Genomic DNA, 22,211 nt, shown 5'->3' with positions numbered 1-22,211 from the left:
GCTGAGCACGCATTGCTCTGCCGTGCGCCTGACCGCCTGGATTGCACGTCTGGGGCAGGGGGAAGGGGAGGTCCGCTTCGGGCAACCGGGTCGCCGGCCTGTTCAAACTCATCAAGAAACATAGGCATGCGCGGATGATCCGTGCATTTTTGCGCAAGTTAGGCATAATAACGGGCTTCGATTTTGATCCAGTCCTTCTTATGCAGAAAGAACCTCGTAAGGTCCGTGAGTTTCGTCGCCGAGAGCAAGAGATTCTCGATACCGCGCTCAAGCTGTTTCTCGAACAGGGTGAAGACAGTGTCACCGTCGAGATGATCGCTGACGCCGTGGGTATCGGCAAAGGCACGATCTACAAGCACTTCAAGTCCAAGGCGGAGATCTACCTGCGCCTGATGCTCGACTACGAGCGCGATTTGAACGAACTGCTGCACTCTGCCGATGTGGATCGCGACAAGGAGGCCCTGTCGCGTGCCTACTTCGAATTCCGCATGCGCGACCCGCAGCGCTACCGCCTGTTCGACCGCCTCGAAGAGAAGGTGGTCAAAGGCAACCAGGTGCCGGAAATGGTCGAGGAGCTGCACAAGATCCGTGCCTCAAACTTCGAGCGCCTGACCCTGCTGATCAAGGGGCGCATCACCGAGGGCAAGCTCGAGGACGTGCCGCCGTATTTCCACTACTGCGCAGCCTGGGCCCTGGTGCATGGCGCGGTGGCACTGTATCACTCGCCGTTCTGGAGCAATGTGCTGGAGGACCAGGAAGGCTTCTTCCAGTTCCTCATGGACATTGGCGTGCGCATGGGCAACAAGCGCAAGCGCGACCCGGAGCCATCTGGCAGCTGAATGCTCGCTGGCGCCGTGCAGGCATATACTCAGGTAAGAGGCTTGCAAAAAACTGATTTCTGAGTCAGGTTTTGCAGGCCCGATTCACACTTGCCGGAGTGCTCCATGATCGTCGACCGTCAAGGCAGACGTTTTCGCAACCTGCGCGTCAGCCTCACCGCGGCGTGCAACTATGCCTGCACCTATTGCGTGCCGGACGGCAAGCGTCTGGTCGCAGCGCAGGATGAGCTCTCGGCCCAGGCCATGGTGCGTGGGGTGGCCTGGCTGATCGAAGCTGCCGGTATCGAGCGCCTGCGTATCACCGGTGGCGAACCCCTGGTCAGTCCCAAGCTCGAAGCCTTCCTGGCTGGCGTGTCGGTGCTCGGCCTCGATGACATCGCCCTGACCACCAATGGCCAGTTGCTCGCGCGCAAGCTGCCATTGCTGCTGGATGCCGGCATCCGGCGCCTGAACGTCTCCCTTGATACCCTCGACGCCGATGCCTTCCGCGGGATCTCCCGTGGCGGGGATCTGGCCAGCGTGCTCGATGGCATGCACAAGGCCAGCGACGCCGGCATGAAGATCAAGGTGAACATGGTGCCACTGCGCGGGCGCAACCTCGATCAGGTGCTGCCGCTGCTCGACTACTGCCTGGCCCGTGGCTATGAACTGCGCTTTATCGAACTGATGCGCATGGGGCACCTGGCCAGCGACCACAACGCTTTCCTGCAGCAGTTCGTGAGCCTGGAGCAGTTGCTGCAACTGATCGGCGAGCATCACGAGTACGCCCAGGCCGATGCGCCAGTGGACGCCACTGCATTGCGCTACCGGGTGCCGGGGCAAGGCCACTTCGGCGTGATCGCCAACGAAAGCGTGCCGTTCTGCCGAACCTGCTCGCGCCTGCGTCTGTCTTCTACCGGGTGGCTGCATGGCTGCCTGTCGTCGAGCAACAGGCATTTCATCGGTGATCTGCTCGACAAGCCGCGCCACCAGGCGTTGCCGGCCTTGCAGGGCATGTTGATGAAGGCCCTGGGGGACAAGCAGGCCGTGGCATTTTCAGGCGGTGCCACGGTGATGAAGATCATCGGCGGTTGAGCCATACCCTCCAGCTGGCGCAAAACCTGCATCTGGCGGCTGTTCGCCGGTTTTCCGTCACCGGCTTCTGGAGGAAAGATGCGTAGCCTGGTTCTGCTGCTGGCGCTGATGGCGCTGGGTGGCTGCATGAATGTGAGCGATATGGGCGAAGGTGTGCGCTACCACATGAGCGACGCCGGCCTGCTCGACCATAGCGAAACCCGCCGTTCGTTGTCGGTGCGCCTGCAGCCCGACTCGTTCGTCTTCATCGGTCAGGGCGTGTTCGTGCCGCCGGGCAATGCCTATCCGCGGCCCAACGTGGTGGCCGAGGAAGCCTTCAAGGCCTTTGTCGAGTACTTCCCGCTGGTGCGACGTGCCGAGGGTCCGCTGGGGCTGGAGGATGCCTTGTCCCAGGCGCGCGACGTGGGCGCGCATTACCTGCTGTATGCGCGTTTTGCCAAGGCCGACAACCGTATCGGCAATGGTGACGAGTGGTACGACGAGCAGGCGGTGGACCGCCTGGGTGTCGACACCGGAAGAATTCAGCTGATGTTGATCGAAACCAGTACCCGCTATCTGATCGATACCGTGAGCATCCGCAGCCGTGGCGGTTTGCTGACGTTCCACGACAATCAGCCGCAGGATTTGATTGCGGCACCGCTTGAGGATTACGCTCGCAGTTTGTTGGGCATGAGCCGCTGAGGAGCAGATGATGGTGGATACCGGCAAGGCCAATGACCTGTTGGCGCAACTCCCGAAGGTCGGCAAAGGCCCGGCGCCGGTCCACCTGTGGAATCCGGACTTCTGCGGCGACATCGACATGCGAATCGCCCGCGACGGTACCTGGTACTACCTGGGCACCCCGATTGGTCGCAAGCCGATGGTGCGTCTGTTCTCCACCATCATCCGTCGCGACGGGGATGACTACTTTCTGGTCACGCCTGTGGAAAAGGTCGGAATCCAGGTCGATGATGCGCCGTTCGTGGCGGTGCTCATGGACGTGCAGGGCAGTGGTGAGCAGCAGGTGCTGCGCTTCACCAGTAATGTGGAGGATGTGGTCGAGGCCGGGCCCGAGCACTCGCTGCGTTTCGTGATCGACCCGCTGACACAGGAGCCTTCGCCTTACGTGCACATGCGCAGCAACCTCGAGGCGCTGATCCATCGCAGCGTGTTTTACCAGCTGGTAGAGCTGGCTGTAACACGTGACATCGATGGGCAGCCATGGCTGGGCGTATGGAGTGCGGGGCAGTTCTTTCCAATCGGGCAGCAATAGCCTGTCGCAGCCTGTATCGCCAGGCAGCCCTGGCCCGGGCTGAAGACCAAAACGAAAAAACCCGCCAAAAGGCGGGTTTTTCGAGTATTTCAGAGGCTGTGCAAGCACGCTCTGAAATGATGTTTGGCTCCGCGACCAGGACTCGAACCTGGGACCCAATGATTAACAGTCATTTGCTCTACCGACTGAGCTATCGCGGAATCTGGGGCGTATCTTACTGATTGCTAAGGGGAAGTCAAGCTCCCCCTGAGCAATCAGGTGTTACAGGACCTCGACGATCGCCTTGGTCACCACGTGAATGTTGTTCTGGTTCAACGAGGCGACGCAGATACGACCGGTATCCAGAGCATAGATCGCATGCTCGTCCTTCAGGCGTGCCACCTGCTCGACGGTCAGGCCCGAGTAGGAGAACATGCCGCACTGGCGCCCGACGAAGCTGAAGTCCTGCTGTGCGCCGTACTGGGCCAGCAGCTCGACCATCTGCTTGCGCATGCCGTGGATGCGCTGGCGCATCTCGGCCAGTTCCGCTTCCCACATTGCGCGCAGCTCGGGGCTGTTGAGCACGGTGGCGACAATGGTGGCGCCGTGGGTCGGCGGGTTGGAGTAGTTGGTGCGGATCACGCGCTTGACCTGCGACAGCACGCGAGTGGCCTCTTCCTTGGACTCGGTGACGATCGACAGGGCGCCGACGCGCTCGCCGTACAGCGAAAACGACTTGGAGAACGAGCTGGAGACGAAGAAGTCCAGGCCCGATTCGGCGAACAGGCGCACGGCAGCGGCGTCTTCGGCGATGCCCTGGCCAAAGCCCTGGTAGGCCATGTCCAGGAACGGGATGTGACCCTTGGCCTTGACCACCTCGAGCACGTTGTTCCAGTCGGCCGGGGTCAGGTCGACGCCGGTCGGGTTGTGGCAGCAGGCGTGCAGTACCACGATCGAGCCGGCCGGCAGCGCGTTGAGGTCCTCGAGCATGCCGGCACGGTTGACGTCATGGGTGGCGGCGTCGTAGTAGCGGTAGTTCTTGACCGGGAAACCGGCGGTTTCGAACAGGGCGCGGTGGTTTTCCCAGCTCGGGTCGCTGATTGCGACAGTGGCATTGGGCGACAGCTGCTTGAGGAAGTCAGCGCCGATCTTCAAGGCGCCGGTACCACCGACGGACTGGGTGGTGACCACACGGCCGGCGGCCAGCAGGGGCGAATCGGCACCGAAGAGCAGCTTCTGCACGGCCTGGTCGTAGGCCACGATGCCGTCGATCGGCAGGTAGCCGCGGGAGGCGTGCTGGGCGGCGCGTTGGGTTTCGGCTTCGATGACTGCACGCAGCAGTGGGATACGCCCTTCTTCGTTGCAGTAAACACCAACGCCCAGGTTCACCTTGTGGGTGCGGGTATCGGCATTGAACGCTTCGTTGAGGCCCAGGATAGGGTCGCGGGGTGCCAGCTCGACAGCGGAAAACAGGCTCATTTTTACCTTGGCTCTGAATGGAGAGTGATAGAGGTCGCACGCTCCAGCCGAATGCACTGAAGCGGTGCACAAACGGGGAGTCAGTATAGTGATACCCATCGGTCACGGCGACAGTCTGTCGCAGCTTTTACTGCTGTTTTCGCGAATATTTTTCGACCGTCAGTCGCTTGCGCCGGTCAATACTGTGAAACAGGCCGTGGTTTGCCTTGAAACTGGCGCCGGGCACCACCAATTGGGTATAAGTACTGTCTATAAATACAGTTGCCTGTATCCGTTCATTTCCAGGGGTTCACCATGTCCGAGTTTCAACTCGTCACCCGTTTCCAGCCGGCGGGTGATCAGCCCGAAGCCATTCGCCTGATGGTCGAGGGGATCGAGGCCGGGCTGGCGCACCAGACCCTGCTCGGGGTGACGGGTTCGGGCAAGACCTTCAGCATCGCCAACGTGATTGCCCAGGTGCAGCGCCCGACCCTGGTACTGGCGCCGAACAAGACCCTGGCCGCCCAGTTGTATGGCGAGTTCAAGTCATTCTTCCCGAACAACGCGGTGGAGTATTTCGTTTCCTACTACGACTACTACCAGCCCGAAGCCTACGTGCCGTCCTCCGACACCTTCATCGAGAAGGACGCCTCGATCAACGACCATATCGAGCAGATGCGCCTGTCGGCGACCAAGGCGCTGCTGGAGCGGCGTGACGCGATCATCGTCACCACGGTGTCGTGCATCTATGGTCTGGGCAGCCCGGAAACCTACCTGAAGATGGTGCTGCACGTGGACCGTGGCGACAAGCTCGACCAGCGGGCCTTGCTGCGCCGTCTGGCCGACCTGCAGTACACCCGCAACGACATGGACTTTGCCCGCGCCACCTTCCGTGTGCGCGGCGACGTGATCGACATCTTCCCGGCCGAATCGGACCTGGAGGCCATCCGCATCGAGCTGTTCGATGACGAGGTGGAGAACATCGCGGCCTTCGACCCGCTGACCGGCGAGGTGATCCGCAAGCTGCCGCGCTTCACCTTCTACCCCAAGAGCCACTACGTGACCCCGCGCGAAACCCTGCTCGAGGCCATGGACGGGATCAAGGCGGAGCTCAAGGAACGCCTGGAGTACCTGCACAAGCACAACAAGCTGGTCGAGGCCCAGCGCCTGGAGCAGCGCACCCGGTTCGACCTGGAGATGATCCTGGAGCTGGGCTACTGCAACGGCATCGAAAACTACTCGCGCTACCTGTCCGGGCGTCCGGCCGGCGCGCCGCCGCCGACCCTGTACGACTACCTGCCGCCGGATGCGTTGCTGGTGATCGACGAATCCCACGTCAGCGTTCCGCAGGTGGGGGCCATGTACAAGGGGGACCGCTCGCGCAAGGAAACCCTGGTGGAGTACGGCTTCCGCCTGCCTTCGGCGCTGGACAACCGGCCCATGCGCTTTGACGAATGGGAGTCGGTCAGCCCGCAGACCATCTTCGTCTCGGCCACGCCGGGCAACTACGAGGCCGAGCATGCCGGCCGTGTGGTGGAGCAGGTGGTGCGCCCGACCGGCCTGGTCGACCCCCAGGTGGAGGTGCGTCCGGCCACGACCCAGGTGGATGACCTGCTGTCGGAGATTCGCAAGCGTGTGGCGGTGGAAGAGCGGGTGCTGGTCACTACCCTGACCAAGCGCATGGCCGAAGACCTCAGCGACTACCTGGCCGATCACGATGTGCGGGTGCGCTACCTGCACTCGGACATCGATACCGTTGAGCGAGTCGAGATCATCCGCGACCTGCGCCTGGGCACCTTCGATGTGCTGGTGGGTATCAACCTGCTGCGCGAGGGCCTGGACATGCCCGAGGTCTCGCTGGTGGCGATTCTGGATGCGGACAAGGAGGGCTTCCTGCGTTCGGAGCGCTCGCTGATCCAGACCATCGGGCGCGCGGCGCGCAACCTCAACGGCCGCGCGATCCTGTACGCCGACAACATGACTGGCTCGATGGAGCGGGCGATCGGCGAAACCGAGCGTCGCCGCGACAAGCAGATGGCCTTCAACGAGGCCAACGGCATCGTGCCCAAGGGCGTGGTCAAGGACATCACCGACATCATGGAAGGCGCCAACGTGCCCGGCTCGCGCAGCAAGAAGCGCAAGGGCATGGCCAAGGCCGCCGAGGAGCGCGAGCGTTACGAGGCCGAGTTGCGTTCGCCTGGCGAGATCGCCAAGCGCATCAAGGCGCTGGAAGAGAAGATGTACCAGCTGGCGCGGGACCTGGAGTTCGAGGCTGCAGCGCAGATGCGCGACGAGATCGCGCAGTTGCGTGAGCGACTGCTCACGGTCTGACGGGCCTTTCGCGGGTCAAGCCCGCTCCCACAGGATCACATTGACGCCAAGGGCAATGGAGTACCTGCGGGAGCGGGCTTGCCAGCGAAGACTTCAACGCGGTCTAGTGCGCCTCACCCGCCTTCAACCCCTGCGGCAGCTTCTTCGTCAACAGCACCGCCACCATGCTGATTGCCAGCCCGATGCCGACAAAATGGAAGGCATCGTTGTACGCCATGATCATCGCCTGCTGATGGGTGATCTCGCTCATTCTGGCCAGTGCTGCCCCTTCGCTGCCCAGCTTCTCGGTCAGCAAGGTCAGCCGCTCGGCCACTGCGGCATTGGTCGGTACCACCGCCTCGCGCAGGTAGTCGAAATACACCTTGGTGCGCGCATCCAGCAGCGTGGCCAGCAGCGCAATGCCGATGGCCCCGCCCAGGTTGCGCAGGATGTTGAACAGGCTCGACGCCGAGCCTGCGTCCTGCGGCTGGATATAGGCCGTGGCAATCAGCGAGATGGTCACCATGATCATCGGCTGCCCCAGCGCACGGATGATCTGGATATGGTTGAACTGGGTGCCGGCAAAGTCCGGGTTCAATACCCCCGAGCTGAAACTCGCCAGCCCGAACAGCCCGAAGCCGATGGTGCAGAGGATCTTCGGCGAAATCACCTTCATCAGTTGCGGCACCAGCGGGATCAGGAACAGCTGCGGCACCCCCATCCACATGATCACTTCGCCGATCTGCAGGGCGTTGTAGTTCTGGATCTGCGCCAGGTACAGCGGCAGCAGGTAGATCGAACCGTACAACCCCACGCCCATGCCCAGGCTGGCAATGCTCGACACCCCGAAATTGCGGTTCTGCAGGATGCGCAGGTTGATCAGCGGGTTGGGTTTCGAGAACTGCACGATCACGAAGGTAATGAGGCTGACCAGGGCAATGCTGCCCAGGGTGACGATCAGCCCCGACTCGAGCCAGTCCTTGCGATGCCCCTCCTCAAGAAACACCTGCAGGCAGCCAAGCCCGACGCCCAGCGTCAGGATGCCGGTGTAATCGGTGCTTTTGAGCAGCTCCCAGTGCGCTTCCTTCTTCTCCAGGCCGTACAGCAAGCCGCCGATCATGATCAGGCCGGGCGGGATGTTGATGTAGAAGATGTATTCCCAGCCCCAGTTCTCGGTCAGCCAGCCGCCCAGGGTAGGGCCGATGGACGGGGCGAAGGTGGCGGTCATGGCGAACATCGCCATGCCCTTGGCGCGGTGATGCTCGGGCAGCTTGATCAGGGTCAGGGTGAAGGCCAGCGGGATCAGCGCGCCGCCGGTAAAACCCTGCAGGGCGCGGAACACGATCATGCTTTCCAGGTTCCAGGCCATCGAGCACAGCAGCGACGACACCAGAAAACCCGCCGACACCCACACTGCCAGGCGCCGCGCCGACAGCAGCTGCACCAGCCAGGCGGTCAGCGGGATCATGATGATCTCGGCCACCAGGTAGGAGGTGGAGATCCACGAGCCTTCTTCCAGGGTCGCCGACAGGGCGCCCTGGATGTCCTTGAGCGACGAGTTGGTGATCTGGATGTCGAGCACTGCCATGAACGCGCCGAGCATCACGCTCATCACTGCGATCCAGTCGCGCCGGCTGGGTTCGCCGGCGGGACGGATCAGTTGATCACCGGCCATCGGTACGGATATCGACGGTGGCGGTCACCGACATGCCCGGGCGGATCTTGCCGTGCAGCGGGTTGTCGGCGGCAAAGGTCAGCTTGACCGGAATGCGCTGCACGACCTTGGTGAAGTTGCCGGTGGCGTTGTCGGGTGGCAGCAGGCTGAACTGCGCGCCGGAAGCGGCGAACAGGCTGTCGACGCGGCCTTCGATCGGCGTGTCGGGGTAGCTGTCGAACACCAGCTCGGCACGCTGGCCGGGCTGCATCTTGCCGATCTGGGTTTCCTTGAAGTTGGCCTGCACCCAGATGTCCTGATCGGGCACGATCGACAGCAGGTAGGCGCCGGCCTGCACGTACTGGCCGTTGCGTGCCGCGCGCTGGCCGATCATGCCGCTGATCGGCGCGCGAATTTCACTGCGGCTCAGGTTCAGCTCGGCCTGGGCCAGGTCGGTGCGGGCGGTGGCGATCTGGGCGTCCAGGCGCTTGAGTTCGGCAGCCAGTGCGTTGACCTGCTGGCGTTGACCCTGCAGATCGGCCTGGGCCTTGCTCACCTGGGAGCGTGCCACGTTGCTTTCGGCCGACAGGGTGGTCACCCGTTCTTCCGAGACAAAGCCTGGCTTGCGCAGCGCCTGTGCACGGTTGAGGTCCAGCTGGGTACGCCCAAGCGTGGCCTGGTTGGCCGACACCTGTGCCTGGCCGGCGGCGATCAGGCTCGCCTGCTGCGTCAGGCGGCTGTCGGCTTGCAGGCGCTCGGCCTCGCGGGTGGCCAGGGTGGCGCGGGCGCGCTCCACTGCAAACTGGAAGTCGTTGCCTTCCAGGCGCACCAGCAGGTCGCCCTTGGCCACATGCTGGTTGTCCTCGACCAGCACCTGCTCGATGCGCGCGCCCAACTGGCTGGAAACCCGGGTGATCTCGCCCTGCACGTAGGCGTTGTCGGTGCTCTCGTAGAAGCGCCCCTTGAAGTACCAGTGGGCCAGAAAGCCCAGGCCGATGAGCAGAACCAGGGTCAGGAAAATCAGCAGGCGACGCTTGAGTTGGGCAGGCATGGGTACGATCGTTCCAAAAATGTAAGCAAATTTAACAAGGTTTGCCTTGGCAAACACAAGCGCCGATCGTGCCCATTGCTGGAGCCGGGTGGCCCCGTGCTGTTAACATCCAGCCTTTGTTTCACCTCTTGTTCGAGACTCTCATGACCACCGTTCGCACGCGTATCGCGCCTTCGCCGACTGGCGATCCCCATGTCGGCACCGCCTACATCGCCCTGTTCAACTACTGCTTCGCCAAGCAGCACGGTGGCGAATTCATCCTGCGTATCGAAGATACCGATCAGCTGCGCTCCACCCGCGAGTCCGAGCAGCAGATCTTCGATGCCCTGCGCTGGCTGGGTATCGAATGGAGCGAAGGCCCGGATGTCGGCGGCCCGCACGGCCCGTACCGCCAGAGCGAACGCGGCGAGATCTACAAGCAGTACGCCCAGCAACTGGTCGATCTGGGCCATGCCTTCCCGTGCTTCTGCACTGCCGAAGAACTGGACCAGATGCGTGCCGAGCAGATGGCCCGCGGCGAAACCCCGCGCTATGACGGGCGCGCCTTGCTGCTCTCGCCTGAAGAAGTGCAGCGTCGCCTGGCCGCCGGCGAGCCCCATGTGATCCGCATGAAAGTGCCGACCGAAGGCGTGTGCGTGGTACCGGACATGCTGCGCGGCGACGTCGAGATTCCGTGGGACCGCATGGACATGCAGGTACTGATGAAGACCGATGGCCTGCCGACCTACTTCCTGGCCAACGTGGTCGATGACCACCTGATGGGCATCACCCACGTATTGCGTGGCGAAGAGTGGCTGCCTTCGGCGCCCAAGCTGATCAAGCTGTACGAGTACTTCGGCTGGGAGCAGCCAACCCTGTGCTACATGCCGCTGCTGCGCAACCCCGACAAGAGCAAGCTGTCCAAGCGCAAGAACCCGACCTCGGTGACCTTCTACGAGCGCATGGGCTTCATGCCCGAAGCCATGCTCAACTACCTGGGCCGCATGGGTTGGTCGATGCCGGACGAGCGCGAGAAGTTCTCGCTGGCCGAAATGGTCGAGCACTTCGACCTGTCGCGTGTGTCGCTGGGCGGCCCGATCTTCGACATCGAGAAGCTGTCGTGGCTCAACGGCCAGTGGCTGCGTGAGCTGCCTGTCGCAGAGTTTGCCGCGCGCGTGCAGAAATGGGCGTTCAACAGCGACTACATGATGAAGATCGCGCCGCACGTGCAGGGCAGGGTAGAGACCTTCAGCCAGATTGCGCCGCTGGGTGGGTTCTTCTTCGAAGGTGCGCTCAAGCTCGACGCCAAGCTGTTCGAGCACAAGAAACTGTCGGCCGACCAGGTACGCCAGGTGATCCAGCTGATCCTGTGGAAGCTCGAGGGGCTGCGCCAGTGGGAGAAGGATCGCATCACCGGCTGCATCCAGGCGGTGGTCGAGGCGCTGGAGCTCAAGCTGCGTGACGCGATGCCGCTGATGTTCGCCGCGATTTCCGGCCAGGCCAGCTCGGTGTCGGTGCTCGATGCCATGGAGATCCTCGGGCCGGACCTGACCCGCTACCGCCTGCGCCAGGCGCTGGACCTGCTGGGTGGTGTGTCGAAGAAAGAAAACAAGGAATGGGAAAAGCTGTTGGGCACCATTGCCTGAGCATTTTTCCCGTAGGAGCCGGCCTTGCCGGCGAACAAAGCGCTGCGGTACCCGGTATTGCGCAGCGCCTGTTTCGCCGGCAAGGCCGGCTTCTGCAAGGGCGAGACCCCCGAGTTTGCGGGGGCTCTCCTGACCCAGGCCGGTAAGTGTTTGTTATCTCGGAAATTTCTTTTGGATTTTGTTGAAAATTTATTTGACAGGTCTTCAATCCGATCTTAATATGCGCCCCGTCCACAGCGATGAACGAAACGAAGCGCGAAGCACCCAGCCAAGCGATTCAGTTCAAAGCGACATTGTGGGGCTATAGCTCAGCTGGGAGAGCGCCTGCATGGCATGCAGGAGGTCAGCGGTTCGATCCCGCTTAGCTCCACCAAATTCCCTATCCGGAGTTGGTCATACAACTCAGGGTTCAACCGGGTTCCAGCAACCGGGTTGTGTGGTAAGAAGGTTCGTCCCCTTCGTCTAGTGGCCTAGGACACCGCCCTTTCACGGCGGTAACAGGGGTTCGAGTCCCCTAGGGGACGCCAGTTTTACACAAGTGATGTTGCAAGACATCGCTGGGCCGCGAGGCTAGAAATCTGGGGCTATAGCTCAGCTGGGAGAGCGCCTGCATGGCATGCAGGAGGTCAGCGGTTCGATCCCGCTTAGCTCCACCAATTTTGCCAGGGTTCGTGAAAGCGAGCCTGCACGAAGGTTACAAGTCCCCTTCGTCTAGTGGCCTAGGACACCGCCCTTTCACGGCGGTAACAGGGGTTCGAGTCCCCTAGGGGACGCCATTTTACCCGCTCTGCGGGATTTCAAGGCTCATTCGATTATTGAATGAGCCTTTTGTTTTTTCCCTCGAAAAAATCTCTTTCGCCCTTGGGCCGCAGGAGAAAGTGCTTGCCAATAAATATTATGAGCATAATATTAGATCCATAATATTTGGAGGCCTGCCATGCACGACAAAAAAGCCCAGACCCGCCAGCGCATTTTGGATGCGGCGCGCAGTGCGCTGATCCTTAACGGCCCGGCCGACCCCAGTGTGCAGCAGGTGATGGGCGCTGCGGGGCTCACCGTGGGTGGGTTCTATGCGCATTTCGAGAACAAGGATGCGCTGATGCTCGAAGCCTTTTGCCAGTTACTTGGCGAGCGCCGGGCCTTGCTGGCACAGGTCGACGCGTCGCTGGACGGGGAGGCGCGTCGTGCCCTGGTGGCGGCCTTCTACCTGTCGCGCAAACACCGCGATGCCGTCGACAGCGGCTGCCCGCTGCCCAGCTCTCTGGGCGAGATCAATCAGTTGCCGGCGACCTTTCGCGCGGTGCTGACCGAGCATATCGAGTTGATGATGGCCAACCTGGCCGACACCCCCGAAGACGCCGACAAAGTGCTGGCCGACCTGGCCCTGATGGTCGGCGGCCTGGCCCTGGCGCGAGCGCTGGGTACCAGCGAATTGTCCGACCGTGTGTTGCGTGCCGCCAAGTCCGCGGTGATCTGATCTGGAGCGACGTGATGAACAGCCTGAGCTGGATTCGTGGTATCAACGCCACTGTTGGACGCCTGGCACCCAATCGGGTGGCCGGGCAGATGCGCCAGGCCTTCATGAGCCCGCGCACCTTGCCGCCACGCGACTGGGAACTGCCGCTGCTGGCGCGTGCCGAGCGCATTACCCTGCGCTTTGGCCTGAGTGCGCTGCGCTGGGGGCAAGGCCCCACGGTGCTGCTGATGCACGGCTGGGAGGGGCGCCCCACCCAGTTCGCCCATCTGATCGAGGCCCTGGTGGCCGCCGGCTATTGTGCGGTGGCGCTCGAAGGGCCGGCCCACGGCCGCTCGCGTGGAAACAAGGCCAACGTGGTGTCGTTCGCCCACGCCTTGCTCGAGGCGGCCGGCGAGCTGGGCCCATTGCACGGGGTGGTCGGCCATTCCATGGGCGGTGCCAGTACGCTGCTGGCCCTGCAGTGGGGGCTGCGTACCGAGGTGGCGGTGAGCATCGCCGCGCCGGCGCGCCTGCTCGAGGTGCTGCGCGGCATGGCGCGGCACCTGGGGTTGCCGGCGCGGGCGCGGGCAGCCTTCATTCGCCAGGTGGAACGAGAGGTCGGGGTGCCGATCTCGCGCCTGGACGTGGCCGTCTACCAGCTGGAACTGCCCGGTTTCATCGTGCATGCCGAGGACGACCCGCTGGTCGCCGTCAGCGAGGCGCGGCTGATTCATCAGGCGTGGTTCGACAGCCAGCTGCTGCTGTTGCCCCAGGGCGGGCATATGCGTGTGCTGTCCGACCCGCAACTGGTCGACGGCGTACTTGCGCTGCTGCAACGCAGTGCCCGGCCAGTGCGCCAATCGGCCTGAGCATCCGTTACACTCTGCCCGTTCACTACAGATCGGGAGCGGGCATGAGCTGGGATCGGGCAACGCCATTTACCATCGACCTGCAGGTCGGTGCCGAGGATATCGACGGCCTAGGGCACGCCAACAACGCGGTGTACGTCACCTGGCTCGAGCGCTGCGCATGGCGTCATTCCCAGCGCCTGGGGCTGGACCTGGCCGAGTACCGGCGCCTGGACCGCGCCATGGCCGTGGTGCGTCACGAGATCGATTACCTGGCCAGCGCCTATGAGGACGACATCCTGCAGTTGGCCACCTGGATCGTCGACTGGGACCAGCGCCTGAAGATGACCCGTCACTTCCAGCTGGTGCGACCAAGCGATGGCACCACCTTGCTGCGGGCGCAGACCACCTTCGTGTGCATCGAGCTGTCCACCGGCAAGCCCAGGCGCATGCCGGTAGAATTCATCGAGGGCTACGGCGCCGCGATGGCCGGAGCCCGATAAGCCACGGTTTTTGCTAGACTGCCGGCCTTTTTCGCGCGAGACCCACGCCATGCAAATTGCCCTGGCCCCCATGGAGGGGCTGGTCGACAACATCCTTCGCGACGTACTGACCCAGGTGGGCGGCATCGACTGGTGTGTCACCGAGTTCATTCGCGTGTGCGACCGGTTGCTGCCGGCGCATGTGTACGAGAAGCTGGCCCCGGAGCTTGGCCGCGGTGCGCAAACCGCCGCCGGCGTGCCTTTGCGTGTGCAGTTGCTGGGCTCCGACCCGGCATGCCTGGCCGATAACGCGGTGCTGGCCTGCGAGCTGGGCGCCCCCGTCATCGACCTCAATTTCGGTTGCCCGGCCAAGACTGTGAACAAGTCCCGCGGCGGCGCGGTGCTGCTCAAGGAGCCCGAGCTGCTGCATGCCATCCTGCGCGAAGTGCGCCGGGCGGTGCCTGCGCATATCCCGGTCACCGCCAAGATGCGTCTGGGCTTCGACAGCCCGGACGGTGCGCTGGACTGCGCCCGCGCCCTGGCCGAAGGCGGTGCCGACCAGTTGGTGGTGCACGCACGCACCAAGGTCGACGGCTACAAGCCGCCGGCGCACTGGGAGTACGTGGCGCGGGTGCAAGAGGTGGTGAAGGTGCCGGTGTTCGCCAACGGCGAGGTGTGGACGCTGGAAGACTGGCGCCGCTGCCGCGAGGTCAGCGGCGTGGAGGACATCATGCTCGGTCGCGGCCTGGTGTCGCGCCCGGACCTGGCCCGGCAGATTGCCGCCGAGCGCCAGGGCATCGAGTTCGTGCCGCTGGACTGGCAGGCACTGCAACCGCTGCTGCAGGACTTCTGGGTGCAGGCCCGGGAACAGATGACCGAGCGTCAGGCACCGGGGCGACTGAAGCAGTGGGTGGCGATGCTGACCCGTACCTACCCCGAAGCCACGGCACTGTTTACCGAACTGCGTCGCGAGACCGACTGTGATCGCGTGGCGCGGCTGCTGGGTATTCCGGTCAGCGAGGCGGCCTGAAAAAATTTTTGTGGTCGATGCTTGAAATGTTAGGGCGGGTCCTTATCTAGGGAGTACGCGATGCCGAAGTCGGGTCGCGCAATCACCAACTCGCTGATATTTCAGGAGATGTACCATGACTACCGCATTTTCTCTGGCTCCACTGTTCCGTCAATCCGTTGGCTTCGACCGTTTCAACGACCTGTTCGAATCCGCGGCACGTAGCGAGTCGGGTAGCACCTACCCACCCTACAATGTTGAAAAACATGGCGAAGACCACTACCGAATCGTCGTTGCTGCAGCTGGCTTCCAGGAAGAGGACCTCGACCTGCAAGTGGAAAAAGGCGTTCTGACCGTCAGTGGCGGCAAGCGTGACAGCAGTGGTGAAAGCGTCACCTACCTGCACCAGGGCATCGCCCAGCGGGCCTTCAAGTTGTCCTTCCGCCTGGCTGACCACATCGAAGTGAAGTCGGCGGGCCTGGCCAACGGTCTGCTCAGTGTCGATCTGCTGCGTGTTGTGCCTGAAGAAGCCAAGGCCAAGCGCATCCCGATCAACGGCGAGAAACCTGCGCTGAACTGAGTGTGGGCTGAGTGAAAGAGGGCACCTTCGGGTGCCCTTTTTTGTGCCCGGTCCGCGGCTCTTCACTGCAGGAGCCAGCCTTGCTGGCAACTGCCGTGCTGCGGTGTGTCAGTAGTCCGCCGGTGCCTGCAGCAGCATCGCCCTGAACTCGTTCAGCGGCAATGGCCGGCTGTGCAGGTACCCCTGGTACAGATGGCACCCCAGCCGCTCCAGAAACTCCAGTTGCTCCGACAGCTCCACCCCTTCGGCAATCACTGCCAGGTCCAGGCTTCTGGCCATGGCCACGATGGCCTTGACGATCTCTGCATCATTGGGGTCCAGCGGTGCATCGCGCACGAACGATTGGTCGATCTTCAGCGCATCCACCGGCAAGCGCTTGAGGTAGGTGAGCGACGAGTAGCCGGTGCCGAAGTCATCCATCGCAAAGCTCACCCCGAACGCCTTCAGCTCGCGCATCTTGCTGATGGTGTCCTCCAGGTTCTGGATCACGATGCCCTCGGTGATCTCCAGCTTGAGCATCTGGTAGGGCAGGCGGTAGTCGTCCAGGCTGCGCCGCACCCGCTCGACGAAATCGTTCTGGCGGAACTGGCGCGGGCTGATGTTCACGCACAGGCTGAAATCCATCGGATCGATCAGCCCGTCCTGCAGCATGCGCGAGCAGGCATCACAGGCTTCGTCGAGTATCCAGCTGCCCACCTCCAGGATCAGCCCGCTTTCCTCCAGCACCTGGATGAACTGGCTGGGCGGCTGCTGGCCCAACAGCGGATGGTGCCAGCGCAGCAGAACCTCGGCCCCGACGATGCGGTTGTCACGGGCATCCACCTGGGGCTGGAAGTGCAGCGCCAGTTCGCCCCTGGCCAGGGCCATGCGCAGGTCGCTCTCCATGCGCAGGCGTTCACTGGCGGCCTTCTGCATGGTGGTGTGGAACAGTTGCGTGGTGTTGCGACCCGAATCCTTGGCGCGGTACAGCGCAATGTCGGCGCGCTTGAGCAGGTCGGCCGGCGTGGTGCCGTGGTCGGGGATCAGCGCCACGCCGATGCTGGGGGTTACCTGCAGGCGCTGGCCGTCCAGCGACATCGGCTCGGCCAGCAGTTCGCGCAAGGTGTCGGCCAGTTGGCGAACCTTGTCGGTGACCTCTTCGCGGCTGCCTTCCAGGCCGCTCAGCAGCACCACGAACTCGTCACCCCCCAGGCGCGCCACGGTGTCCTCCAGGCGCACGCTGGCTTCAAGCCGGGCTGTGATGATCTTGAGCACCGTATCGCCCACCGGGTGGCCCAGCGAGTCGTTGATGTGCTTGAAGTGGTCGAGGTCGAGGAACAGCAGGGCGCCGCGCAGGTTCTGGCGTTTGAGCAGGGCGATCTGCTGGCTCAGGCGATCCATCAGCAGGGCGCGGTTGGGCAGGTTGGTCAGCGGGTCGTGGTAGGCCAGGTGACGGATCTGCGCCTGGGCATTCTTGAGCTGGCTGACGTCGCGGGCAGTCAGTAGCAGGCAGTCTGTCTCGTTGAGGGTGATCGGCTCCATCGACACCTCCACGGTGAGGATTTCGCCGCGTTTGTTGCGCCCCAGCATTTCGCGGTGGTGCACCCGCCCGCGCTCACGCATTTCACCGAACAGCAGAGTCTGCTGTTTGTCGTCGGCCCACAACCCGATCTGAGCCATGCTCTGGCCGATCACCTCGTCGGCGCTGTAGCCGGTGAGCCGGCAGAAGCCGTCGTTCACCTCCAGGTAGCAGCCACTGTCGCGCTCGGTGATGGTGATGGCGTCGGGGCTGGAGTGGAAGGCCTTGGCGAACTTCTCCTCACTGGCCTTGAGTGCGGCTTCGCCGCGTTGCTGCTGGGTGATGTCGCGCAGGGTGGTGACGCTGCAGGGCTGGTTGTCGACCTTGATCAGGCGGCTGGAAATCACACAGGTCAGGGGCTGGCCATCCTTGTGATTGACCACCACCGCGACATTGTTCAACGCCTGGTCGCGAATCACCTGCTCGATGCGTCGTGCGCGGGCGGCCGATTCGGCCCACAGCCCCAGTTGTTCAGCGGTACGACCCAGTACCTGGTCGGCGCACCAGCCGAAGGTCTGGGTGAACGCCTGGTTGATCTCGATGAACTGGCCAGTGTCCTGGCGGGTGACGCAGATGGGGTCGGGGCTGACCTGGAACAGGCTGGCGAACTTTTCCTCCGAGCTGGTCAGGCGCTGTTCGCGTTCAACCTGTTCGGTGATGTCCAGCAGGGTGCCGGCCATGCGCAGCGGGTTGCCCTGGTCGTCACGGTACAGCCGTGCGCGGCTCTCCAGGTAGCGTGAGGCGCCGTTTTCCAGCTGGATGCGGTAGGTGATCTGGTAGTTGCCCGCCGGGCCTTCGCGCAGGCTGCGATAGGCCTGGCGCATGCCGCTGCGCTCAAGCTCGGGCACGCCTTCGAAAAACGCCTCGAACGACTCGTGGAACGGCACCGGCGCCAGGCCATGCAGTTGTGCCGCGCGGGCCGAGCCGTACAGCATGCCGCTGGGGATGTGCCAGTCCCAGGTACCCAACTGGGCAGAGTCCAGTGCCAGGTCCAGGCGCTCCTGGCTGTCCTTGAGGGCTTGTTCGGCACGTTTGCGCTCGCTGGTGTCGACGAAAGTACTGAGCAGGTAGGTGACACCTTCGAGTTCGATGGCCTGGGTGCTGAGGATGCCATCGTGGACCTGCCCGCTGCTGGCGCGAAACTGCACTTCCAGGGTCACCGGGCCGTTGTTGCCGCTGGTGGCCTCCAGCACCTGGTCACGCTGCCTGGGGTTGGCCCACAGGCCCAGTTCCAGCGTGGTACGCCCGATCACCTGGGCGCCGGGCCAGCCAAGAATGTTCTCGAAGTGCTGGTTGACCTCATGGATCAGCCCGTCGGCGCGCCGGGTCAGCAGCACCACGTTCGGGCTCAGGTGAAAAAGCGTGGCAAAGCGCTTTTCGGAGTTGATCAGTGCGGTTTCGCGTTCGCGCTGGCGGGTGATCTCGCGCACCACCCCGATCATCTGCAGGCGCCCGTCTCGGTTGGTGGCCAGGCTGCCGTTCACTTCCAGCCAGTGCAGGCTGCCGTCCGGCCAGCGGATGCGATGGCGCAGGGCCTGGTCCACCGGCTCGCCGTTGAGCACTGCATGAAAGGCCTGGCGCATGCGTGCGCGGTCCTCTTCCGGCAGCAGGTCGAGGTAGTCGATGTCGTGGGTCAGCGGTTGATGCGGATCGAAGCCAAACAGTGCCTGGGTGCCTCGTGACCAGTTGATGCGCCCGCTGCCCACATCCCACACCCAGGCGCCAAGGTGCGCACCATTGAGCGCCGCGAGCAACTGCGGCGCACTCTCCCAGGCCTGTTCCAGCTCCTGGGGGTCTGCTGCGTGGATACGGGGAAGGCGCGCAAAACGATTGGCTGACTTGGGCATCGGTACCAGACCTTTGGCGGGTGATACGTCCTTGGTGGCGGGCCGCCCGGGGCAGGGGCGGGCTACGCCGGGCTTGCGTGACTGTCGAGCAGGGCCATGAAGGCTCTGGCCGCATTCGATAACGTTCGTTCCGTGTGCAGAATGTAGCCTAGCTGGCGCGACAGCTGTATGCCCGGCAAGTCGATGGATGCAACCTGCTCATCGAGCATTGTGCGCGGCAGCACACTCCAGGCCAGCCCGATCGACACCATCATCTTGATGGTTTCCAGGTAGTTGGTGCTCATGGCGATGTTGGGGACCAGGCCCTGGGCCTCGAACAGACGCTGCACAATATGGTGTGTGAAAGTGTTGCCGCCGGGGAACACGGCCGGGTGGTGGGCAATGTCCGCCAGGCCCACCGCGCCCTTGCAGGCCAGCGGGTGCTCGGGGGCGACCACGAAATCCAGCGGGTCGTCCCATACCGGCACCGCGCGCACCAGGCTGTGGGGCTCGGGGGCGAGGGTGATCACGGCGATTTCGGCGCGCCCGTGCAGAATTTCCTCGTAGGCCACTTCCGAGTCCAGAAACTGGATGTCCAGAGCCACCGCCGGGTACTGACGGGTAAACGCCCGCAACAGCGGCGGCAGGCGGTGCAGGCCGATGTGATGGCTGGTGGCCAGGGTCAGTCGACCGCTGACCTCGCCGGTGAGGTTGGTCAGGGCCCGCCGGGTGTCGTCCAGCACGTTGAGGATCTGGTAGGCACGCGGCAGCAGGGCACGGCCGGCTTCGGTCAGGCTCACCTCGCGGCCAAGGCGGTCGAACAGGCGCACATCCAGCTGCTGCTCCAGCCCGGCAATGCGCTTGCTGATGGCCGGCTGGGTCAGGTGCAGGCGCTCGCCGGCACCGGAAAAGCTCCCGGTTTCAGCGATGGCGATGAAGGCACTAAGGTTGGCCAGGTCCACGGAATGAGTTCCTCGGGTTTGGATTCCTGAAAGTTATCCAAAGCATAAAAAATATGAATTTGAGTTATTCAATCTAACCCCATAGCATCGTCCGTACAAGCCAAGGGGTTATTGGCATAGAAAGACTGATGAGGAAAGTCTGATGGCTGGCAAAACGCTCTACGACAAGCTCTGGGATTCGCACTTGGTCAAGCAGCGCGACGACGGTTCGGCGCTGATCTATATCGACCGTCACATCATTCACGAAGTGACGTCGCCGCAGGCCTTCGAGGGGCTGCGCCTGGCCAACCGCAAACCCTGGCGCATCGATGCCAACATCGCCACCCCCGACCACAACGTGCCCACCACGCCAGAGCGCAAGGGCGGCATCGAGGCCATCGCCGACCAGGTGTCGCGCCTGCAGGTGCAGACCCTCGACGAAAACTGTGACGAATACGGCATCACCGAATTCAAGATGAACGATGTGCGCCAGGGCATCGTCCACGTCATCGGCCCGGAGCAGGGTGCCACCTTGCCCGGCATGACCGTGGTCTGCGGCGACTCGCATACCTCCACCCACGGCGCGTTCGGCGCCCTGGCCCACGGCATCGGCACCTCCGAGGTCGAGCACGTGCTCGCTACCCAGTGCCTGGTGGCCAAGAAGATGAAGAACATGCTGGTGCGCGTCGAAGGGCAATTGCCGTTCGGCGTCACTGCCAAGGACATCGTGCTGGCCGTGATCGGCAAGATCGGGACCGCCGGCGGCAACGGGCATGCCATCGAGTTTGCCGGCAGCGCCATTCGCGAGTTGTCGGTCGAAGGCCGCATGACCATCTGCAACATGTCCATCGAGGCCGGTGCGCGGGTGGGCCTGGTGGCCACCGACGAGAAGACCGTTGCCTACGTCAAGGGTCGTCCGTATGCGCCCAAGGGCGAGCAGTGGGACCTGGCCGTCGAAGCCTGGAAAGACCTGGTGTCCGACAGCGACGCGGTGTTCGACACCGTGGTCGAGCTGGACGCGGCGCAGATCAAGCCGCAGGTCAGCTGGGGCACCTCGCCCGAGATGGTGCTGGCGGTCGACCAGCGCGTGCCGGACCCGGCGGCCGAGGCCGACCTGGTCAAGCGCGGTTCCATCGAACGCGCCCTCAAGTACATGGGCCTGAACGCCAACCAGGCGATCACCGACATTCAGCTCGACCGCGTGTTCATCGGTTCGTGCACCAACTCGCGCATCGAAGACCTGCGCGCCGCGGCCGTGATCGCCAAGGGTCGCAAGGTGGCCTCGACCATCAAGCAGGCCATCGTGGTGCCGGGCTCGGGCCTGGTCAAGGCGCAGGCCGAGCAGGAAGGCCTGGACAAGATCTTCCTCGAGGCCGGTTTCGAATGGCGTGAGCCGGGCTGCTCGATGTGCCTGGCGATGAACCCGGACCGCCTCGAAAGTGGCGAGCATTGCGCCTCCACCTCCAACCGCAACTTCGAGGGGCGCCAGGGCGCCGGTGGGCGTACCCACCTGGTGAGCCCGGCAATGGCGGCGGCTGCCGCAGTAACCGGTCGTTTTGTCGATGTACGCGAGTTGATCCAAGGGAGCGCAGCATGAAAGCCTTTACCCAGCACACCGGCCTGGTCGCCCCGTTGGACCGTGCCAACGTCGACACCGACCAGATCATCCCCAAGCAGTTCTTGAAGTCGATCAAGCGCACCGGGTTCGGCCCGAACCTGTTCGACGAATGGCGTTACCTGGACGTGGGTCAGCCCTACCAGGACAACAGCAAGCGCCCGCTGAACCAGGATTTCGTGCTCAACCATGCGCGTTACCAGGGGGCCAGCGTGTTGCTGGCGCGGGAGAACTTCGGTTGCGGTTCGAGCCGCGAGCATGCGCCTTGGGCGCTGGAAGAGTACGGCTTTCGCAGCATCATTGCGCCCAGCTACGCCGACATCTTCTTCAACAACAGCTTCAAGAACGGCTTGCTGCCGATCATCCTCGGCGACGAGGAAGTCGACGAGCTGTTCAAGCAGGTTGAGGTGGACCCGGGCTACCAGCTGACCATCGACCTGCAGGCGCAGACCGTGACGCGGCCGGACGGCAAGGTGCTCCACTTCGAGATCGACGCGTTCCGCAAGCATTGCCTGCTCAACGGCCTGGATGACATCGGCCTGACCTTGCAGGATGGCGATGCGATTGCAGCGTTTGAAGCCAGGCACCGTGCTAGCCAGCCCTGGTTGTTTCGCGACGCCTGAATGATGCAGTGATGTGCCGGCCAAGCCGCCC

18 protein-coding genes and 5 tRNA genes are annotated in these 22,211 nt (G+C 63.3%); 17 read left to right on the top strand and 6 right to left on the bottom strand.

Features of this window, described 5'->3' with window-relative positions; all coding sequences use genetic code 11:
* The first annotated feature begins 200 nt into the window (after positions 1–200).
* The 4 genes from LOY33_RS18005 to LOY33_RS17990 all read left to right on the top strand — a co-directional run bounded on the left by LOY33_RS18005 (position 201) and on the right by LOY33_RS17990 (position 3,165).
* The gene (locus LOY33_RS18005; RefSeq protein ID WP_054915804.1) at positions 201–839 is read left to right on the top strand and encodes a TetR/AcrR family transcriptional regulator; all 639 of its coding nucleotides are present in this window, start codon (positions 201–203) and stop codon (positions 837–839) included.
* Between the two features lie 105 nt (positions 840–944).
* The gene (locus tag LOY33_RS18000; RefSeq protein WP_043862869.1) at positions 945–1,913 is read left to right on the top strand and encodes a GTP 3',8-cyclase MoaA; all 969 of its coding nucleotides are present in this window, start codon (positions 945–947) and stop codon (positions 1,911–1,913) included.
* 78 nt (positions 1,914–1,991) lie between these two features.
* The gene (locus tag LOY33_RS17995) at positions 1,992–2,594 is read left to right on the top strand and encodes a DUF4823 domain-containing protein (RefSeq protein WP_043862868.1); all 603 of its coding nucleotides are present in this window, start codon (positions 1,992–1,994) and stop codon (positions 2,592–2,594) included.
* A 10-nt stretch (positions 2,595–2,604) separates the two neighbouring features.
* Positions 2,605–3,165 carry a DUF1285 domain-containing protein gene (locus LOY33_RS17990; RefSeq protein WP_258659470.1) on the top strand — a complete coding sequence of 187 codons (561 nt, stop codon included), beginning with the start codon at positions 2,605–2,607 and terminating at the stop codon, positions 3,163–3,165.
* A gap of 124 nt (positions 3,166–3,289) precedes the next feature.
* On the opposite strand, the gene LOY33_RS17985 is transcribed toward LOY33_RS17990, so the two are convergent.
* Both LOY33_RS17985 and LOY33_RS17980 read right to left on the bottom strand, forming a co-directional pair.
* A tRNA-Asn gene (locus LOY33_RS17985) sits at positions 3,290–3,365 on the bottom strand.
* Positions 3,366–3,426: 61 nt separating this feature from the next.
* A complete protein-coding gene (locus LOY33_RS17980) occupies positions 3,427–4,623 on the bottom strand; it encodes an amino acid aminotransferase (protein ID WP_078479732.1) in 1,197 nt (398 codons plus the stop codon).
* 294 nt (positions 4,624–4,917) lie between these two features.
* Between LOY33_RS17980 and uvrB the strand changes: the two genes are divergently transcribed.
* Complete coding sequence (uvrB, locus tag LOY33_RS17975; protein WP_043862865.1) at positions 4,918–6,933, top strand: excinuclease ABC subunit UvrB; 2,016 nt, start codon at positions 4,918–4,920, stop codon at positions 6,931–6,933.
* A 103-nt stretch (positions 6,934–7,036) separates the two neighbouring features.
* Here the strand turns inward: uvrB and LOY33_RS17970 are convergent, their stop codons facing one another.
* Both LOY33_RS17970 and LOY33_RS17965 read right to left on the bottom strand, forming a co-directional pair.
* Positions 7,037–8,527, bottom strand: a complete 1,491-nt coding sequence (locus tag LOY33_RS17970; RefSeq protein ID WP_258662905.1) for an MDR family MFS transporter — start codon at positions 8,525–8,527, stop codon at positions 7,037–7,039.
* Between the two features lie 49 nt (positions 8,528–8,576).
* Positions 8,577–9,617 (bottom strand): HlyD family secretion protein, encoded by a 1,041-nt coding sequence (locus LOY33_RS17965; protein WP_043862863.1) that lies wholly within the window; start codon positions 9,615–9,617, stop codon positions 8,577–8,579.
* A gap of 143 nt (positions 9,618–9,760) precedes the next feature.
* Between LOY33_RS17965 and gltX the strand changes: the two genes are divergently transcribed.
* From gltX to LOY33_RS17915, 10 genes are all read left to right on the top strand, one after another.
* On the top strand, positions 9,761–11,242 hold the full coding sequence (gltX, locus tag LOY33_RS17960; RefSeq protein WP_043862862.1) for a glutamate--tRNA ligase: 1,482 nt from the start codon (positions 9,761–9,763) through the stop codon (positions 11,240–11,242).
* 297 nt (positions 11,243–11,539) lie between these two features.
* Positions 11,540–11,615 (top strand) — tRNA-Ala (locus tag LOY33_RS17955).
* Positions 11,616–11,693: 78 nt separating this feature from the next.
* Positions 11,694–11,769 (top strand) — tRNA-Glu (locus LOY33_RS17950).
* Positions 11,770–11,822: 53 nt separating this feature from the next.
* A tRNA-Ala gene (locus LOY33_RS17945) sits at positions 11,823–11,898 on the top strand.
* A gap of 44 nt (positions 11,899–11,942) precedes the next feature.
* Positions 11,943–12,018 (top strand) — tRNA-Glu (locus LOY33_RS17940).
* A gap of 161 nt (positions 12,019–12,179) precedes the next feature.
* A complete protein-coding gene (locus LOY33_RS17935) occupies positions 12,180–12,719 on the top strand; it encodes a TetR/AcrR family transcriptional regulator (RefSeq protein ID WP_078479730.1) in 540 nt (179 codons plus the stop codon).
* A gap of 14 nt (positions 12,720–12,733) precedes the next feature.
* Positions 12,734–13,567 carry an alpha/beta fold hydrolase gene (locus tag LOY33_RS17930; RefSeq protein ID WP_254996273.1) on the top strand — a complete coding sequence of 278 codons (834 nt, stop codon included), beginning with the start codon at positions 12,734–12,736 and terminating at the stop codon, positions 13,565–13,567.
* Between the two features lie 44 nt (positions 13,568–13,611).
* Positions 13,612–14,049: a thioesterase family protein gene (locus LOY33_RS17925; RefSeq protein WP_258659469.1), complete on the top strand. Its 438-nt coding sequence runs from the start codon at positions 13,612–13,614 to the stop codon at positions 14,047–14,049.
* 49 nt (positions 14,050–14,098) lie between these two features.
* A complete protein-coding gene (locus LOY33_RS17920) occupies positions 14,099–15,058 on the top strand; it encodes a tRNA-dihydrouridine synthase (protein ID WP_054916655.1) in 960 nt (319 codons plus the stop codon).
* A 115-nt stretch (positions 15,059–15,173) separates the two neighbouring features.
* A complete protein-coding gene (locus LOY33_RS17915; RefSeq protein ID WP_043862857.1) occupies positions 15,174–15,617 on the top strand; it encodes an Hsp20 family protein in 444 nt (147 codons plus the stop codon).
* Positions 15,618–15,725: 108 nt separating this feature from the next.
* Here LOY33_RS17915 and LOY33_RS17910 read toward each other — a convergent pair whose 3' ends face one another.
* Positions 15,726–19,022, bottom strand: coding sequence for a PAS domain S-box protein (locus LOY33_RS17910; protein WP_043862856.1), 3,297 nt, complete (start codon positions 19,020–19,022; stop codon positions 15,726–15,728).
* Between the two features lie 62 nt (positions 19,023–19,084).
* Positions 19,085–19,963, bottom strand: coding sequence for a LysR family transcriptional regulator (locus LOY33_RS17905; protein ID WP_043862855.1), 879 nt, complete (start codon positions 19,961–19,963; stop codon positions 19,085–19,087).
* A gap of 142 nt (positions 19,964–20,105) precedes the next feature.
* Between LOY33_RS17905 and leuC the strand changes: the two genes are divergently transcribed.
* Positions 20,106–21,539 (top strand): 3-isopropylmalate dehydratase large subunit, encoded by a 1,434-nt coding sequence (gene leuC, locus LOY33_RS17900; RefSeq protein ID WP_043862854.1) that lies wholly within the window; start codon positions 20,106–20,108, stop codon positions 21,537–21,539.
* Positions 21,536–22,180, top strand: coding sequence for a 3-isopropylmalate dehydratase small subunit (leuD, locus tag LOY33_RS17895; protein WP_258659468.1), 645 nt, complete (start codon positions 21,536–21,538; stop codon positions 22,178–22,180). The genes leuC and leuD overlap by 4 nt, the downstream gene beginning before the upstream one ends.
* Positions 22,181–22,211 lie beyond the last annotated feature (31 nt).

The sequence above is a fragment of the Pseudomonas sp. B21-036 genome (assembly GCF_024748925.1).
GTDB lineage: Bacteria > Pseudomonadota > Gammaproteobacteria > Pseudomonadales > Pseudomonadaceae > Aquipseudomonas > Aquipseudomonas palmensis.
Note: the sequence above shows the minus strand (reverse complement) of the source record. Positions and strands in the feature narration are given on the sequence as shown.

Coding starts and splice junctions, on each gene's coding strand:
- LOY33_RS18005 (WP_054915804.1), top strand. CDS start 201: ATGCAGAAAGAACCTCGTAAGGTCCGTGAGTTTCGTCGCCGAGAGCAA.
- LOY33_RS18000 (WP_043862869.1), top strand. CDS start 945: ATGATCGTCGACCGTCAAGGCAGACGTTTTCGCAACCTGCGCGTCAGC.
- LOY33_RS17995 (WP_043862868.1), top strand. CDS start 1,992: ATGCGTAGCCTGGTTCTGCTGCTGGCGCTGATGGCGCTGGGTGGCTGC.
- LOY33_RS17990 (WP_258659470.1), top strand. CDS start 2,605: ATGGTGGATACCGGCAAGGCCAATGACCTGTTGGCGCAACTCCCGAAG.
- LOY33_RS17980 (WP_078479732.1), bottom strand. CDS start 4,623: ATGAGCCTGTTTTCCGCTGTCGAGCTGGCACCCCGCGACCCTATCCTG.
- uvrB (WP_043862865.1), top strand. CDS start 4,918: ATGTCCGAGTTTCAACTCGTCACCCGTTTCCAGCCGGCGGGTGATCAG.
- LOY33_RS17965 (WP_043862863.1), bottom strand. CDS start 9,617: ATGCCTGCCCAACTCAAGCGTCGCCTGCTGATTTTCCTGACCCTGGTT.
- gltX (WP_043862862.1), top strand. CDS start 9,761: ATGACCACCGTTCGCACGCGTATCGCGCCTTCGCCGACTGGCGATCCC.
- LOY33_RS17935 (WP_078479730.1), top strand. CDS start 12,180: ATGCACGACAAAAAAGCCCAGACCCGCCAGCGCATTTTGGATGCGGCG.
- LOY33_RS17930 (WP_254996273.1), top strand. CDS start 12,734: ATGAACAGCCTGAGCTGGATTCGTGGTATCAACGCCACTGTTGGACGC.
- LOY33_RS17925 (WP_258659469.1), top strand. CDS start 13,612: ATGAGCTGGGATCGGGCAACGCCATTTACCATCGACCTGCAGGTCGGT.
- LOY33_RS17920 (WP_054916655.1), top strand. CDS start 14,099: ATGCAAATTGCCCTGGCCCCCATGGAGGGGCTGGTCGACAACATCCTT.
- LOY33_RS17915 (WP_043862857.1), top strand. CDS start 15,174: ATGACTACCGCATTTTCTCTGGCTCCACTGTTCCGTCAATCCGTTGGC.
- LOY33_RS17910 (WP_043862856.1), bottom strand. CDS start 19,022: ATGCCCAAGTCAGCCAATCGTTTTGCGCGCCTTCCCCGTATCCACGCA.
- leuC (WP_043862854.1), top strand. CDS start 20,106: ATGGCTGGCAAAACGCTCTACGACAAGCTCTGGGATTCGCACTTGGTC.
- leuD (WP_258659468.1), top strand. CDS start 21,536: ATGAAAGCCTTTACCCAGCACACCGGCCTGGTCGCCCCGTTGGACCGT.